Here is a 13519-nt window from a genome sequence, read left to right on the forward strand (position 1 = left end):
GGGTCCAGGGGCCAATGGCCCCTGGTGGGATCCAAGGGCAAAGCCCTTGGGACTCTTCTTTTGCCTTTCGCGCGTTTTATTTATAAACCGCACCCATCACGGGATGCGTCGTTCCATGATCAAGGGTCCAGCGGGATTATCCCCCTGGTGGGATCCAAGGGCGAAGCCCTTGGGACGTTGCTTTTGACTTGAGCGCGCTGAAATCTAAAGTCAAAAGACCAAAAAATTCAACACCAAAACCTCGAAGGCTCTGCCTCCGAACCTCTGCCGGGGACCTCGCGGTCCCCGGACCCCTGCAACAGTGAGGATCTGTTCCTTCACCCTCCCCAGTGGGGTCTGTTCCTTCACTCTCCCCCTCACGCCTCACCCTCGGTATCCACCAACGCCGCGGCAATCGCCTCCTCCGGCGTCTTCCCACCCCACACAACCCATTGCAAGGCCGGATGAAACCGATCGGTCTCCTCCTCGATGGCGGCAATCACATCCTCAAGCTGCTCCGGTTGCAACTCCGCACCACGCAACGGCAACACCACCCGAAACACCGGAGTGCGCTCCTCGCTCCAGATCTCGAAATGGCCCAACCAAACCCGCTCGTTCATCAACGTGATGGTCTGCGCAGCCTGAGGCAGAAAACGTTGCGGAATCTTCAGATTCATGTAGGCATTGAACTGTAGATAACCGGTCTCCTCGTGAAAGGCTACCCACAACCGTTGATTGCCCCACTGACCAGGCATCTCGGCCCACAACTCGTATTCGTTGGTTCTCTCGGCATTCCAATCCTGGTTGATGGTGAACTCCTCCACCGCGCCGATCGGATTGTCCAGTTCGATCTCCTCAAAAGAGGGAACCTGATCGTGAGATTGACCCATAAAACCCTCATCCATTCTTAAAGAAACTCAAGATTCCCTGGTCGCGTCATTTATCGAAATCCGAAATGCGCCACCATCCCATTCTAACACATCCACCCCAAAAAACGACCCTAAAAATGTGCCGAACCCCTGCGCATGCCCATTTCCACACCCCACCGGCATACTCTGCGGCCATGAACACCTCCTCCATCACCATACCGGTTTTCAAGTCGGGTCGTCACGCGGACATGAGCGGCACGACCTTGGTCATCACCGATGCCGACCTTGCGCACACGGTCGCCGCCTATGACCCGGAACGCTGGAAAGCGCCGCTGGTCATCGGACATCCGCGCCACGACGCCCCGGCCTGGGGCTGGATAGCCGCCCTCTCCCTGGAAGAGGGCACCCTCATGGCCACGCTGATCGAACTCGATCCCACGGTGATCGAACTGGTTGCCCAGGGACGCTATCGCAACGTCTCGGTCAGCTTCTACACCCCGAACGGACCCGGCAATCCCGCTCCTGGCGTCTACTACCCGCGCCATGTGGGGCTGTTGGGGGCGCAACCCCCGGCGGTGAAGGGATTGCCGCAGGTCGCGTTCCACGAAGATGCCTCGTTCGCCCCTTGGGCCGTGGGCGAGGCGTGCGCACCCACCCAGGCGGAGTCGATCCCGACACCGCCGCAACCAACCATGGAGTCACGCATGCACGACAAGATCGACAAGGAGGAGCCCTCGCTCCAGGAGATGCGGGAACGGCTCGCGCTGCAAGAACGGGAACTGGCGACCCGCGAAGCCCGCTTCGCCGAACAGGTGGAGGGCATCGCCCAACGCGAAGAAACCCTGCGCCAGGCCGAAGAGACGCAAAAACAGGCGCGTGCCGCCGAGTTCGTCGATGCCCTGGTGGCGGATGGACGGGTGCTGCCCCGCTTCCGCGACGGGCTGGTGGCCTTTCTGGTCTTCCTGGCGGACGCCGGCATGGTGGAGTTCGCCGAAAACCAGGGACGCCGCGCCTTCCTGGAAGGGTTCCTCAAGGAGCTGCCGCGCCAGGTGGACTACGCCGAACACGCCCCCGCGGGTCGTGACCCATCCCCGGCGCTCCGCTTCCAGGTTCCGCCCGGGTTCAGCGTCGATCCGCAAGGTCTCGAAAGCCACGCGCGCATCCTCGCCCATGCCAACGCCCACCACACCGATTACCTCACCGCCGCCCTGGCCGTGACCGCGTGAGCCAAGGAGAGATCATCATGAGCCAACAGAACATCGCCATCCTCACCCTGACCGTCATCGCCTCCGAAACGATCCCCGCCTGCCGCGCCGTGGATTTCGACGGCGCCGTCATCGCCGCCCAGGGCGGCAAGACCATGGGCATCGCCATGAGTGCCGCCACCTCGGGCGCCGCCCTGGCCGTGGTCACCCACGGCACCGCCGTGGCCGAAACCGGCGCCGCCATCACCCGCGGACAGGCCCTGATCGCCGATGCCCAGGGTCGGGTGATCCCGGCCACCAGCGGCCTGCACATCGCCGCCGGCGCCACTCCGGTCACCAGCACCGCCGCCAACGGCGCCATCCTCGAAGGGGGCGATCCGCCCGAATTCATCCTCGGCGATGCCCTGCAACCCGCCGCCGGCGCCGGCGATTTCATCGAGATCCTGCTGCGGCGTTGATCCCGGCGGATCGCCCGACCCCTCTCAATCGTTCATGAATCCTTATCCAAGGAGTGCTATCCGTCATGCTCATGTCTCCCAATCAGGTGCGGGTCATCGACCCGGTGTTGACCGAAATCGCCCAGGGCTATCGCCATGCCGAACATGTGGGCCAGGTGCTCTTCCCCAAGGTGCCGGTGCAGGTGTCGGGTGGGCAGGTGCTCGAATTCGGACGCGAGAGCTTCAAGCTCTATCAGGTGCGGCGCGCCCCCGGCGCCGCCACCCGGCGCATCCAGTTCGGCTTCCTGGGCAAGAGCTTCGCCCTCATGCAAGACTCCATCGAAGCCCAGGTGCCCCGCGAGTATCAACGTGACGCCAGCCGCGCGCCGGGCATCGATCTGGCCCAGCGCTCCATCAGCGGCGCCCTGCGCGCCCTGTCGCTGACCCTGGAGTACGATCAGGCCAGCCTCGCCACCAATCCCGACAACTACGACATCAACCACAAGCTGACCCTCTCCGGCTCCGATCAGTGGAGCGATGGCGGCTCCAACCCCTCCGGCGACATCGACGCCGCCCGCGAGGCGGTGCGCGCCTCGGTGGGCATCTATCCCAACACCCTGGTGCTCTCGGCCAAGGCCTTCGCCGCCCTCAAAAGCCATCCCCAGGTGGTGGACCGCTTCAAGTACACCAGCCGCGACTCGGTGACCCCGGACATGCTCGCCGCCCTCTGGGATCTCCAGACCGTGGCGGTGGGCAAGGCGGTGGCCTTCAACGATGCCGGCCAGGATATCGACATCTGGGGCAACCACGCCATCCTGGCCTACACCCCGGCCCAATCCTCGGGAATCGAGGATCCCTCCTTCGGCTACACCTACACCATGGAGGGTCATCCGCTGGTGGAACGCCCCTACTACGAGAACAATGCCAAAAGCTGGATCTATCCGGTCACCTACGAGCGGGTGCCGGTGTTGACCGGGATCCTCTCCGGCTTCTTGATCCGCAACCCCGCGTGACCGCCATGACCTGGCATCGGGTGCTCGCTCCGTTGCGCCATGACGGCCTGTCGTACCGTCCTGGCGACCAGGTGGCGCTGACACCCGAACCGGCGCGCACCCTCCTGACCGCCGGGGCCATCGCCCCGGCGGATCCGGATCGCTCGACCGTTCCGGATCCTCTGCGACAGGCGATCACCGCGCTCGATCCGCATGATCCCGCTCTCTGGACCCGCGACGGCAAGCCGCGTCTGGAGCCCTTGAGCCGTCTGATGGGGCGTCCCGTTTCGGCTGCCGAGCGGGATGCCGTCCTGACCCATATGAGGTGACGAAAACCATGCCCTACGCCCAACCCGTCCAGATGATGCTGTGGTTCGGCGCCCGCGAGCTGGCGCAGGTCGCGGTCCCCGATGAGTTGACCCCGGTCTCGCCGGAGCTGCTGCGTCTCACCCTCGAGGGTGGCAGCCGCGCCGGCTTCTCCCCGGATCAGACCGACGCCGCCGATGTCGGCGCCAGCGCGCTCCTCCAGGCGTTGGAGGATGCCTCGCGGCTGATCGACTCCTATCTGGTCACGCGCCAGTTGTTGCCGCTCTCCGACGCGCGGATTGCCCAAAGCCCCTTGCCGCGTCTGTGCGGGGAGATCGCGCGGCGTCTGTTGCATCGCGACCGGATTCCCGAAGCGGTTCAGGCCGGCTACGAGCGAGCCATGGCCTGGCTCACCTCCCTGGGCGCGGGGAGAACCGGAATCACGGGGGGCGCCACCGGCGTGGTGGCGGGCAGTGCCGGCTCACCCGCCTTCGACGCCGCGCCGCGCGCCTTCGACCACACCACCTTATGGGGATTCTAGCGCATGGACGATCTCTTCGTGGCCGAAGAGCCGATTCTGGAGCGGTTGCGCCTTCGTCTGCCGTTGGCGCGCCGGGTGAGCGGGGCGCGTGACATCAAGGAGATCCCGGCAGGCAGTGGCGCGACGCCGGCCCTCTATCTGATCTTCGACGGTCACGCGCCCCTCGCCCATGCCGGGTCCGAGCAGGCTTTCGAACAATTCTGGCTGGTGGTGGTGGCGGTACGCAACGTCCGTGACGCCCAGGGTGGCGCGGGCGAACGGCGCGAGGCCGGACCGGTGTTGAACGCGGTCTGTCGGGCGCTGCTCGGCTGGTCGCCTGGGACGGGATTCGCCCCGTTCCGGATGGTGAACGCGCCGGGGGCCCATTTCACCGGGGAAGTGGCGTTGTTTCCGATGCGTTTTGCCACGCGTCTCGTGACGGCTGGGGAGTGACATGAAACAACTTGGCGATGTGGTGTTGCCGGATGGACTGGTGTGGAGCGACCGCCATGCCGCCGCGCTCGTCGAACAGACGGTGGTCCGAACTCTGGGCGGAAAACCGGTGATCTGGGCTCGCAACCAGTTCGCGGGGCGTCCCGTGACGCTGGAGGCCCGGAACGACGCGGCCTGGTTGGATCGCGACACGGTGGAGGCCCTGGCCGTGCTGGCGGCGTTGGCCGGGGCCTCCTATCCGCTCGTCTGGGAGAACTGGCACGGCACGGTGATCTTTCGTCACGACACCCCGCCGGCCTTTGCCGTGGAGCCGGTCTGGCCGCATCAGGACCGGTTCACGGGTACGATCCGATTGTTGACGATTTGACCTCTTGCCACCGCCGGGCTCCAGGGGCCCAGCGCCAGAAGACAAAAAGTAACGATTCAGGACCCCTGCGATGGCAGGGGTCCCGATCCCCTGAAAATCACCCTCTCGGAGATGCAAACATGGCCATTCAGGGCAGTGAAATCAAATGGTACCGGTCACGAAACGTCAACGACGGCCCGACCAACGGCGGCACGATGTCCGCGCTGGAAATCCCGGACGGGGTGAAAAACAACGTCTGGCCCGATGTCCCCCAAGCGGAACGCAACGCCGGATCGGTCAAATATCGAAAGAATTTCATCAAGATCGCCAACGACGACGACCTGTCCCTGATCGCCCCGCGCCTCTTCATCGAAACCGGCACGCCCGGAGATGACCGCGTGGTGCTGCTGGCCGGAACCCAAACCGATACCCAGGCCGAAGCCAACGCTTACACGCGTTGCCACGGCGTGGGAATCCTCGACAGCCCGATCATCGCCGATGACGCCACCTTGCAGGTGGTGGTCGAACCGGGCAACGACGCAAACGGCGATGCCATCTTCCAGAATGGGGACATGATCCGCGTCTCCGACCAGACCAGCCTCGACGCACCCACCGGCAACAGCGAATTCCTGCGCCTGGCCGCCAGCGACGCGGTGACCTGGAACGGCAATCTGGCCACACTCACCCTGGCCGACGGCAACCGCCCGGCCTGCAACTACGCGGCAGGGGTCACCAAGGTGGCCTCCGTGCTCGAGGGGGCCGACATCGCCGCCAGCCTGACCGGCTGGCAGATCTCCTCCCAGGCCGGCAGCTACGACCGAACCGGTTTCCCGCCAACCCTCGATCACATCGGCACCATCGAGCAGACCTGGACCCTCACGTTCACCAGCGCCACGCAATTCATCTGTGTGGGGAACGATCTGGGCATCGTGGGGAGCGGCGCGATCCAGAACGACTTCTCGGCCATCAATCCCGATTTCGGCAAACCCTGTTTCACCATCACCGGAGGCTCGCCACCCTGGGGCGGGACCTTCGCCAGCGGGGATACCATCACCTTCGTCACCCATCCGGCGGCCCTTCCCTTCTGGGAAAAACGGACCGTGCCGGCGGGAGCCAACAGCCATTCGGGCAACCAGGTGATCGTGGCCATCAGCGGAGAGAGCGCATGACCACCCCGCAAGATGCTCTGTTGCTGGATTGCACGCCGCGCGCCAAGGCTGAACGCCCCCCGTTCGAACTGCGCGTGGCGGATGATCACGGCGCCCGCCCGGTGCAGGTGCGACCGGCGCTGGTGGCCAACTGGACCCTGGAGCGACCGCTGGAGGCCTATGCCTCATGGCTGGATCAGGCGCTGATCCAGGTGGCGCCCGGCGTCAAGCGGATACGGCTCTATTGCGCCCGCGAAAGCGCCGATCCGGTGCGCCTCACGGTGATGGGCGGCACCGCCAACGCCCTCGGGCGTCGCCAGGAATCCCTGATCGAAACCCTGACGTGGGTGCGAACCCGCGTCAAACGGCTGCGTTACCATCACGACCGGCCCACGGCGCGCATCCTCGAGCAGTCACGCTTCTTCGACGCCCAGGGAGAGGAGACCCATCCGCCCCGCTTCGATCCGGAGAGCGCCTCGTTCGTCCATGACCAGGAAGTGACCGGCGCCCTGGTGGTGACGTACACGCCGGAGTTCTCCCTCTACGAGATCACCTACGACAACGGAGCCTCCCAGGCCTCGCCGGAGCTGTTCCGGGAGATGCGTCTGGCCTGGCTGGCCGGCAACATCCACGATGCCGCCGTGCCGCCGGTGCGGATCATCGCCGTGGGACCGAACGACGCCACGCAACTCGCCTTCAGCCGCGCCTACTGGCCGGCGCGCGCCGACACCCCCTCGGGACACCGGAGCAAGGATCCCTCCCCCTTCTCCAAAGAGGGGGAGAACTACCGCTACAAGCCCCCGGCCAAGCCGACCTGCTGGGACCGCTGCAAACAGGCGATCCAGCCGAACGCCTCCCTGCTCAACGAACGGGAGATGAGCGCGATCCGCGACTGCGTGGAGGCGGCCAGCAATCCCAGGTTCCAGTATGTCGAGGAGTCGCGCCAGGTGCGCATGGAACGGATCTTCGCCCCCGGCAGCACCGAGATCTACATCGACGTGGAGCGGACCGTGGGGATGGTGCTCAAGCTCAAGCGCGCCGACGGCAGCCCGTGCGATCCATCCTCCCAGAATGGCTGTTGTCCGGAGTTGACGCTTCGTTTCGCCGGTTCGGCCTGATTCATCCTCCATTCCGGAGTTCCCGCCATGGCCACCGCCGCCTTCCCCGTCCTCACTGCCGGTCCGTTCGACCGGATCGTGGGCTTCTCCTACTCCGCGCTGACCTATTCGTTTCAGATCCGCCGCGACGATGGCCTGGAGTACACCCCGACCACGCCGGAATGGTTGGTGATGCAGCTCTATTCGAGCGACTGGGAGTTCATCTGCTCCCTGTCGGCGTATGCCGACCCGGAACTGGGCTGTTACGCGCCGGTGCCGGGTCTGGTCATCGGATGCGGGTACGAGGAGTCCTACTACACGATCGCCTTCAACGAGGCCCTGCTGACCGAACTGGTGGGTCAGGAGCGCAGCTGGTTGCGACTGTATCTGGTCACCACCGGTCTCCGCACCCTGGAGACCACCCATCCACGCCTCTATCTGTCCGATCAGGGGGATCCCCTGCCGCTGCCGCCCGGACGCCACACGGTTCAGATCCCGTTCTTCGATGTGATCGATACGACCACCTATCCGGATCCGTTCCACACCATTCGGCGCTCCACGATTTATTCGAGCGTCCCCTACTCGGTCGAGCACATCATCTCTGGAGCGGTTCCGTCGGCTCGCTTCCGTCTGCCGATCCTGATCGTGGTCTGGACCCCCACCTACAGGTTGCGCAGCTGGACATATGATCTCAAACTGACGATCGGCTATTCGGGAACCCACTGGTTCATGCCGCACCAGTACATCGACAACCTCACCCCTCCGGACACGCTACCCACCTCGGACAGCGACAAACGGGTGATGACCTACCACGATCTGGTCCTCACCATCGGGATCGGTGCCAGCTCCGTTTGGAATGCCATGCAGCTGGAGATCACCACCTCGTTCGGTTATACCGCGACCATTCCGTACAGCACCTCCGAAGTGACCGGCTTTTCGCACACCCACACCCTGCCGGGCATACGCGCCGCCAATCTGCTGGGCGACACCTACGAACGCAGCGGTCACTTGATCTGGAACGTTGATCAGGTTCCCTACGGCACGTCCCATTGGCCCCTCCACTATCCCAGTGAGATCGCCACCCTGGTGGAGGGTCCGAATACCCGTTTCGAGGATATCCTCTTTTTTCCACAACCGGAGTGAGGCTTGGAATGGCACACCGTTACTGGCGTTTGCTGATGACGCGCTCCACGGCTGGCATCAACGGCTGGATCACCCTCGCCGGGATTCAGATGCGAGGATTCGGTGGAACCGAGAATCTGTGCGGCCAGGGCAGTGCCTTGGCCAGCCACAACGACGCCGATGCCGTTTATCTGTTCGACGACGACATGCAGACCTGGTGGTCCAACGACGAACCCTTCGGGGAGTCCTGGGTGGCCTGCGACTTTGGCGCGGGCCAGGCGGTGGCGATCGATGCGTTGTGGATCCTGCCGGCTCTGTTCGATCAGGCACCGCGGGAGATGCGCTGCCAGTGGTCGGATGACGGGGTGGTCTGGCACGATCAGGGTGCGTGGAGCGATCTGTCCGACTGGGTGGATCTGGAGTGGCGCGTCTTCACCCTGCCGGAACGGACGCCGCGCGGGACCGAGCACCTCCAGAGGTGGCAATCGAGTCTGGAGTCAGGATCCCGACAACCGCTGCACGATGGCATCGCGACCGGACGACGTGCGTTCTGGTCGCTCCTCCGGCGCGTCGGCCTCCAGCTCGTTCAGCCCCGCGCCGACGGCGCGACCCGCATGGCCCGGCTCGGGCAGGGATTCGGGCTCCTGAGCCGCGATCCGACGCGGTCCGCGCGGAACGGGTGGTGGCGCCTGCTCGGGGAGGGGGTGCCACGCATCCCTCCGTGGCCCGAAATCACCCTCGACGGCCAAAGGGTCGTCCTCGAAAGCGCCTCGCTCTCCTGGAGCCCCGATCAGGTGGCCTGGCGGGCGCGACTGGTTCCGGCCCGCGACGGGGGGGTCATCGAGCCGAATCTGGAGCAGACCGTGACCCTCGGCTGGGCCGGAATGTCGTTCCGGATGCTGCTTCTCGACAAGGGGAGGCATCTGACGGAATCCGGACGGATGGAACGGGCATGGATCCTGCTTGGCGTGGCGGCGCGCCATGGGGAGCCCTTCGCGCCACCGCGCGCCTGGAGCTGGGAACACCCGGTCACGGCACGGACGGCGGTCGAGGAGGCGTTGGGCGAGGCGGTGATCTGGGGGTTTCCCGACTGGCTGCTCCCCGCGTTCCGGCTGCGCGCGGACCAGGAGACCCCCCTGGGCATCGCCGCCCGGATCGCCTCCGCGGTTGGCGGGGAGATCCGTTCCCGTGCCGATGGCGTGCTGGAGCTGGCTCCGCGTCATCCCCATCCCCTGCCCGACTGGGAACGAACCACCCCGACTCATGAGCTGGATGCCGGAGATGACCTGCTGGAGCTGCGCGACATGGGAATTTCGGGCACGCGCATCAACCGGGTGACGGTACGCGCCGAGGCGGACGAGCTGCAAAAGCCGGGAATCTGGCTGGAGGTCGATCCCCTGGCCATTCCGGCGGGCGGTCCGGAGCCCGATCAGACGGTGCGGGTGTTGGCCATGGCCTCGCCGGGCGTGACCCTGGACGGGCTGTCGGCCTCGAGTGGCGACTGGATGCCCGGCGAGACGGTGGCGCGCGGTCGCACCGAGCTGTTGCGTTTCGAGAACCGGCGGCGTGCGGTGTTGTCACGCCCGGCCAGTCGCATCGAATCGGTGGTCTGGATGGGCGCGGATCTCGGCACCCTGACCCTGGAACCGGATGGCCGCACCGTCACCGCGACGGAAACGGGGGTGGCCGTGGCCCGCGTGCTGGTCACTCTGGCGGATGCCCGGTGTCATCCCCTGAAGGTGCCGGCCAGGGTGGCGGGCGCGGACGATTTTTCCATGCTGCTCGTGGCGCGCGGGGTCGAGACCCTCCAACCCGGTCACGCGCTGGTGATGACCCGTGCCGGGGGTCCACCCTGGCGGGAGCGGGAGATCGTCTCGCCCTTGCTGACCGACACCCGTGCGCGACGCGCCAGGGCCGAGGCGGAACTGGACGCCGGGGAGCCGATGCGCGCGATCCGGTTGAGCCTGGTGCATCGTCCGGAGATTCTGCCCGGAGAGCTGATCGAGGTGCGGGATGGGTGGCGCGGAGGGGGATACCGGGCGGTGGTGCGGGGGGTCACCCACGAGGTCGATGGCTCGGGGGCGCGAACACGGCTTGAGGTGGTGGGCCGTGCCGGATGAGTTCGACCATGCGGCATAAGTTTGGGACGCGTCCCATGTCTTGCCTGGCTCCGGGGTGTCGATCGAATCCGGATCCGGCAAGGCATGGGACGCGTCGGGACCGTCGGCATGGAACGCCCGCAAGGGCGGTTCACGCTCCGGGGCGAGGGGATCCTCCCATCCCGGACGTTAGCGGGTCGGCGGCTTGGGCGGATCCTTCAAGGGATCTTTCAGCCCCTCGATGGGCGGGGCGAAGATTGGATTGTCCATCCCGCCGATCGGCAGATACTGCTCCTTCAGATCGAGGACGCACTGGGTGACATAGGCATCCACCTCCTTGGGCGGAACCTGGTCCTCGATGGCGAACTGCTTGCACTGGGCGATCAACTCCTCCTCCGAGGGAACCGCCTCCGCCGCTCCGGCCAACGCGGCCCCCAGCAGCACCCCACCGGCCAACATCGCGGATACCATCCATTTTTCGCTCATGCTTCTCTCCCTTTTCCGTCGGGACTCCATGCGACACCCATACCGATCAGACAGGAACCGCTCCACGCCCATGCCGCTCCGGCCAGAAGCGCGCTCACGGCTGTTTCGGGCGCGCCGGTGCCGGGGATTTACCCGTGGCTGGCGGCTTGGCCCCCGCCGGTTTGACCGGATCCGGTGGTTTGGGCGAGGCAGGGGGATTCAACAGGGCCTCCGCCTCCGCCTCGTTGAAAGCCGGATCCGGCTCCTCTTCCGCGTGCATCTGGTCGTTGGCCAGATCCCGCAGGCACTGATTCATGTAATCGACCAGATGGTTGGGCTGGATGCCATCCTCGCGGGCGTAGCGTTCACAGGCCACCTTGGGATCGTAACCCGCCGGGCGGGGAGCCTGGGGCGTCGGATCACCGGCCCATGCCCCATCGGGGGTCATCCACGCCAGCATCGAAAGGACAACCAAACCAAGAGTCCGGATCATGGCTCTCTATTCTTCTCCCGGAAAGCGGCTTGAAACGCGCAAAAGCGATTTTGCAACCACACGGTCAAGCAGGTGAAAATAGGAGCGAATGGGGCTGAATGCAAATCAAAAAATCGATTCTTTCATCAATTTCCCAAAATCAGCCGTCTCACTCCTTGACCACCACCACCTGACGGATTTCATCCGGTTCCGGCAGTTGGGTGGGTTCGTGCAGAACGGCGCTCATGGCCTCGTTGACCATCCCCTGAATGTGGCGTTCCACCAGGATGTGAGGCGAGAACAGCACCGGCACGACCAGGGCGCCGCTGGTGACGCCCGGATCCGACAGGGTGATCCGATCGGATTTCTGGATCATGCGAGGCCGTTCCGGGGCATGAAAATGGGTCTCCTCGGCCTGTTGCCGAAGTCTGTTTTCCGCGACCCGCGTGGGATGGAGCGGGTGATCCGTTGGCCAGGAGATCTTCATGATGCACCTCCGTTACATACGCAACACTCGAAAACCGGCGGGAAGACGCCTTGGAATCCCCGCTTGCGAAGCTGTATCGGTCGCGCGGATCAAGAAGAGAAGCGAAAAATGTCCCCAACCGGGACAATCCGGAACGATGGCGGACGATCGGGGGGCAACGGGGGTGATGAACGGCATTCGGGAGAGAAGACGCAACCCCGACCAAAGAGTCGGGGGTGTCCGGCCATGGCCGGACAGGCGCTCAATGGAGACCGGACGCCGCGCCGGGCAGTCGCTTGAAAATCCACTCCGCCAGCTCCTCGCGACGCATGCGCGAGCCATCGACGGTCAGATCCGCCGCGCGACGGTAGAGCGGTTCGCGACGGCGCATGATCGCCTCTTCGGAGTGGGCGGCGCTCAAGGCGGGACGGTTGGGATCCCTGGCGACCCGGGTGGCCAGACGGGCCGGATCGCCGGTCAGATGGACGATGAAGCCGTTTCGCTTGAGCAGGGAGAGCTTGCGTTCGCTGTAGATCTCGCCGCCCGCGTCGTCCAGATCCACCACCACCCCGCCGCCGGTATCGATGATCACCCCATCCAGACGCGCCACCTTGGCGACCACCGCGTATTCGAGGTCGCGGAAGCGACGCCAATCGCCATCCATGGCACGCAGAATCGCGGGGATCGGCAGGCCGTCGTGTTCGTAGGAGAGAAGGAGATCGGTGGAGAGGACCGGAAAGCGGGTCAGACGCGCCAGGATGCGACTGGCGCCCGACTTGCCCACCCCGCGGGGACCGATCAGGACGATGTTCATCCCGAGCCGGGGCCGGCGAACCGACGCCGGGCCTTGAGAATCACCACCACGATGGGCGAGGCATGCAGAAAAAGATCGAAGATGTCGATGGGGCGGGAGAGTTCACCCGCGAACAGCATGCGCAGCTTTTCGGTCAGATGGGGTTCGGGCGTGATCGGCGCCACGGCCAGCCAGGCGGCCAATAGCAGCAACACCGGCCAGGATACCCGGTCGAGCCAATGCGCGGGAGGTTTGGAGGGGGTCGTGGTGTTCATGACCCTCTCTTTTACCTGCTTCCGCGCCAAAAGGGAACCCGGTTTTTCACCGCGATCCCAAAAACCGCGTCAAGGGCCAACCTCGGTCCGGATCCGGAGCCATCCGGCCCCTGGCGGGCGCACGGGAAACGGACCTGATGGAGGGAGACTCCCCTCATCCCCCCGACCGCGAAGCTCCCTGGCGGGCGTTCCACGGGAAAAATGGTGTTGACCCAGGGCCAGGGATCGCCTAGAATTCCCAATCAGGGTTCAAAGTAACATGCATGATGGGGGGAGAACCCCCTCACCCCCCGTACCATGGACCTCCCTTCGGGAGTTCCAGGGTCATGCGATTTGCCAAGCGCGGGTGTCGTCTAATGGTAGGGCCTAAGCTTCCCAAGCTTAAGGCGGGAGTTCGATTCTCCTCACCCGCTCCATTTTCTTTACCATGGAACTCCCGAAGGGAGGTCCATGGTACGGGGGGTGAGGGGGTTCT

Annotated in this window: 17 protein-coding genes and 1 tRNA gene; 12 read left to right on the top strand and 6 right to left on the bottom strand. The window is 65.1% G+C overall.

Annotated features, from left to right (window positions below; all coding sequences use genetic code 11):
• Positions 1 to 356: 356 nt before the first annotated feature.
• Positions 357 to 869, bottom strand: coding sequence for a type III secretion system chaperone family protein (locus ACV4UY_RS15650; protein WP_491608494.1), 513 nt, complete (start codon positions 867 to 869; stop codon positions 357 to 359).
• Between the two features lie 173 nt (positions 870 to 1042).
• Between ACV4UY_RS15650 and ACV4UY_RS15655 the strand changes: the two genes are divergently transcribed.
• From ACV4UY_RS15655 to ACV4UY_RS15705, 11 genes are all read left to right on the top strand, one after another.
• Complete coding sequence (locus ACV4UY_RS15655; RefSeq protein ID WP_491608495.1) at positions 1043 to 2074, top strand: hypothetical protein; 1032 nt, start codon at positions 1043 to 1045, stop codon at positions 2072 to 2074.
• A gap of 17 nt (positions 2075 to 2091) precedes the next feature.
• Positions 2092 to 2511: a capsid cement protein gene (locus ACV4UY_RS15660; RefSeq protein ID WP_491608496.1), complete on the top strand. Its 420-nt coding sequence runs from the start codon at positions 2092 to 2094 to the stop codon at positions 2509 to 2511.
• Positions 2512 to 2576: 65 nt separating this feature from the next.
• The gene (locus ACV4UY_RS15665) at positions 2577 to 3503 is read left to right on the top strand and encodes a major capsid protein (protein WP_491608497.1); all 927 of its coding nucleotides are present in this window, start codon (positions 2577 to 2579) and stop codon (positions 3501 to 3503) included.
• Positions 3504 to 3508: 5 nt separating this feature from the next.
• Positions 3509 to 3811, top strand: a complete 303-nt coding sequence (locus ACV4UY_RS15670) for a hypothetical protein (protein WP_491608498.1) — start codon at positions 3509 to 3511, stop codon at positions 3809 to 3811.
• A gap of 8 nt (positions 3812 to 3819) precedes the next feature.
• Positions 3820 to 4329, top strand: coding sequence for a phage protein Gp36 family protein (locus ACV4UY_RS15675; RefSeq protein WP_491608499.1), 510 nt, complete (start codon positions 3820 to 3822; stop codon positions 4327 to 4329).
• A 3-nt stretch (positions 4330 to 4332) separates the two neighbouring features.
• Positions 4333 to 4761 (top strand): phage tail terminator protein, encoded by a 429-nt coding sequence (locus ACV4UY_RS15680; protein WP_491608500.1) that lies wholly within the window; start codon positions 4333 to 4335, stop codon positions 4759 to 4761.
• A gap of 1 nt (position 4762) precedes the next feature.
• Complete coding sequence (locus tag ACV4UY_RS15685; protein WP_420903511.1) at positions 4763 to 5128, top strand: hypothetical protein; 366 nt, start codon at positions 4763 to 4765, stop codon at positions 5126 to 5128.
• Between the two features lie 119 nt (positions 5129 to 5247).
• Positions 5248 to 6276: a hypothetical protein gene (locus tag ACV4UY_RS15690; RefSeq protein ID WP_491608501.1), complete on the top strand. Its 1029-nt coding sequence runs from the start codon at positions 5248 to 5250 to the stop codon at positions 6274 to 6276.
• On the top strand, positions 6273 to 7373 hold the full coding sequence (locus ACV4UY_RS15695) for a hypothetical protein (protein WP_491608502.1): 1101 nt from the start codon (positions 6273 to 6275) through the stop codon (positions 7371 to 7373). The genes ACV4UY_RS15690 and ACV4UY_RS15695 overlap by 4 nt, the downstream gene beginning before the upstream one ends.
• 27 nt (positions 7374 to 7400) lie before the next feature.
• A complete protein-coding gene (locus ACV4UY_RS15700) occupies positions 7401 to 8495 on the top strand; it encodes a hypothetical protein (protein WP_491608503.1) in 1095 nt (364 codons plus the stop codon).
• An 8-nt stretch (positions 8496 to 8503) separates the two neighbouring features.
• On the top strand, positions 8504 to 10594 hold the full coding sequence (locus tag ACV4UY_RS15705) for a hypothetical protein (protein WP_491608504.1): 2091 nt from the start codon (positions 8504 to 8506) through the stop codon (positions 10592 to 10594).
• 168 nt (positions 10595 to 10762) lie between these two features.
• On the opposite strand, the gene ACV4UY_RS15710 is transcribed toward ACV4UY_RS15705, so the two are convergent.
• The 5 genes from ACV4UY_RS15710 to ACV4UY_RS15730 all read right to left on the bottom strand — a co-directional run bounded on the left by ACV4UY_RS15710 (position 10763) and on the right by ACV4UY_RS15730 (position 13044).
• On the bottom strand, positions 10763 to 11059 hold the full coding sequence (locus ACV4UY_RS15710) for a hypothetical protein (RefSeq protein ID WP_491608505.1): 297 nt from the start codon (positions 11057 to 11059) through the stop codon (positions 10763 to 10765).
• Between the two features lie 94 nt (positions 11060 to 11153).
• Positions 11154 to 11498: a hypothetical protein gene (locus ACV4UY_RS15715; protein WP_491608506.1), complete on the bottom strand. Its 345-nt coding sequence runs from the start codon at positions 11496 to 11498 to the stop codon at positions 11154 to 11156.
• A gap of 181 nt (positions 11499 to 11679) precedes the next feature.
• Positions 11680 to 11997 (bottom strand): hypothetical protein, encoded by a 318-nt coding sequence (locus ACV4UY_RS15720; RefSeq protein ID WP_491608507.1) that lies wholly within the window; start codon positions 11995 to 11997, stop codon positions 11680 to 11682.
• Positions 11998 to 12238: 241 nt separating this feature from the next.
• Positions 12239 to 12790: a shikimate kinase gene (locus ACV4UY_RS15725; protein WP_491608508.1), complete on the bottom strand. Its 552-nt coding sequence runs from the start codon at positions 12788 to 12790 to the stop codon at positions 12239 to 12241.
• A complete protein-coding gene (locus ACV4UY_RS15730) occupies positions 12787 to 13044 on the bottom strand; it encodes a hypothetical protein (protein ID WP_491608509.1) in 258 nt (85 codons plus the stop codon). Before ACV4UY_RS15730 ends, ACV4UY_RS15725 begins: the two co-directional genes overlap by 4 nt.
• 342 nt (positions 13045 to 13386) lie before the next feature.
• Between ACV4UY_RS15730 and ACV4UY_RS15735 the strand changes: the two genes are divergently transcribed.
• Positions 13387 to 13460 (top strand) — tRNA-Gly (locus ACV4UY_RS15735).
• The last annotated feature ends 59 nt before the right edge of the window (positions 13461 to 13519 follow it).

The organism is Candidatus Magnetaquiglobus sp. (genome assembly GCF_058402785.1).

Excerpts from the sequence above, each read along its gene's own strand:
- ACV4UY_RS15655 (WP_491608495.1), top strand. The coding sequence starts at position 1,043 with ATGAACACCTCCTCCATCACCATACCGGTTTTCAAGTCGGGTCGTCAC.
- ACV4UY_RS15660 (WP_491608496.1), top strand. The coding sequence starts at position 2,092 with ATGAGCCAACAGAACATCGCCATCCTCACCCTGACCGTCATCGCCTCC.
- ACV4UY_RS15705 (WP_491608504.1), top strand. The coding sequence starts at position 8,504 with ATGGCACACCGTTACTGGCGTTTGCTGATGACGCGCTCCACGGCTGGC.
- ACV4UY_RS15690 (WP_491608501.1), top strand. The coding sequence starts at position 5,248 with ATGGCCATTCAGGGCAGTGAAATCAAATGGTACCGGTCACGAAACGTC.
- ACV4UY_RS15670 (WP_491608498.1), top strand. The coding sequence starts at position 3,509 with ATGACCTGGCATCGGGTGCTCGCTCCGTTGCGCCATGACGGCCTGTCG.
- ACV4UY_RS15710 (WP_491608505.1), bottom strand. The coding sequence starts at position 11,059 with ATGAGCGAAAAATGGATGGTATCCGCGATGTTGGCCGGTGGGGTGCTG.
- ACV4UY_RS15700 (WP_491608503.1), top strand. The coding sequence starts at position 7,401 with ATGGCCACCGCCGCCTTCCCCGTCCTCACTGCCGGTCCGTTCGACCGG.
- ACV4UY_RS15715 (WP_491608506.1), bottom strand. The coding sequence starts at position 11,498 with ATGCTGGCGTGGATGACCCCCGATGGGGCATGGGCCGGTGATCCGACG.
- ACV4UY_RS15665 (WP_491608497.1), top strand. The coding sequence starts at position 2,577 with ATGCTCATGTCTCCCAATCAGGTGCGGGTCATCGACCCGGTGTTGACC.
- ACV4UY_RS15675 (WP_491608499.1), top strand. The coding sequence starts at position 3,820 with ATGCCCTACGCCCAACCCGTCCAGATGATGCTGTGGTTCGGCGCCCGC.
- ACV4UY_RS15695 (WP_491608502.1), top strand. The coding sequence starts at position 6,273 with ATGACCACCCCGCAAGATGCTCTGTTGCTGGATTGCACGCCGCGCGCC.
- ACV4UY_RS15730 (WP_491608509.1), bottom strand. The coding sequence starts at position 13,044 with ATGAACACCACGACCCCCTCCAAACCTCCCGCGCATTGGCTCGACCGG.
- ACV4UY_RS15680 (WP_491608500.1), top strand. The coding sequence starts at position 4,333 with ATGGACGATCTCTTCGTGGCCGAAGAGCCGATTCTGGAGCGGTTGCGC.
- ACV4UY_RS15725 (WP_491608508.1), bottom strand. The coding sequence starts at position 12,790 with ATGAACATCGTCCTGATCGGTCCCCGCGGGGTGGGCAAGTCGGGCGCC.
- ACV4UY_RS15650 (WP_491608494.1), bottom strand. The coding sequence starts at position 869 with ATGGGTCAATCTCACGATCAGGTTCCCTCTTTTGAGGAGATCGAACTG.
- ACV4UY_RS15720 (WP_491608507.1), bottom strand. The coding sequence starts at position 11,997 with ATGAAGATCTCCTGGCCAACGGATCACCCGCTCCATCCCACGCGGGTC.
- ACV4UY_RS15685 (WP_420903511.1), top strand. The coding sequence starts at position 4,763 with ATGAAACAACTTGGCGATGTGGTGTTGCCGGATGGACTGGTGTGGAGC.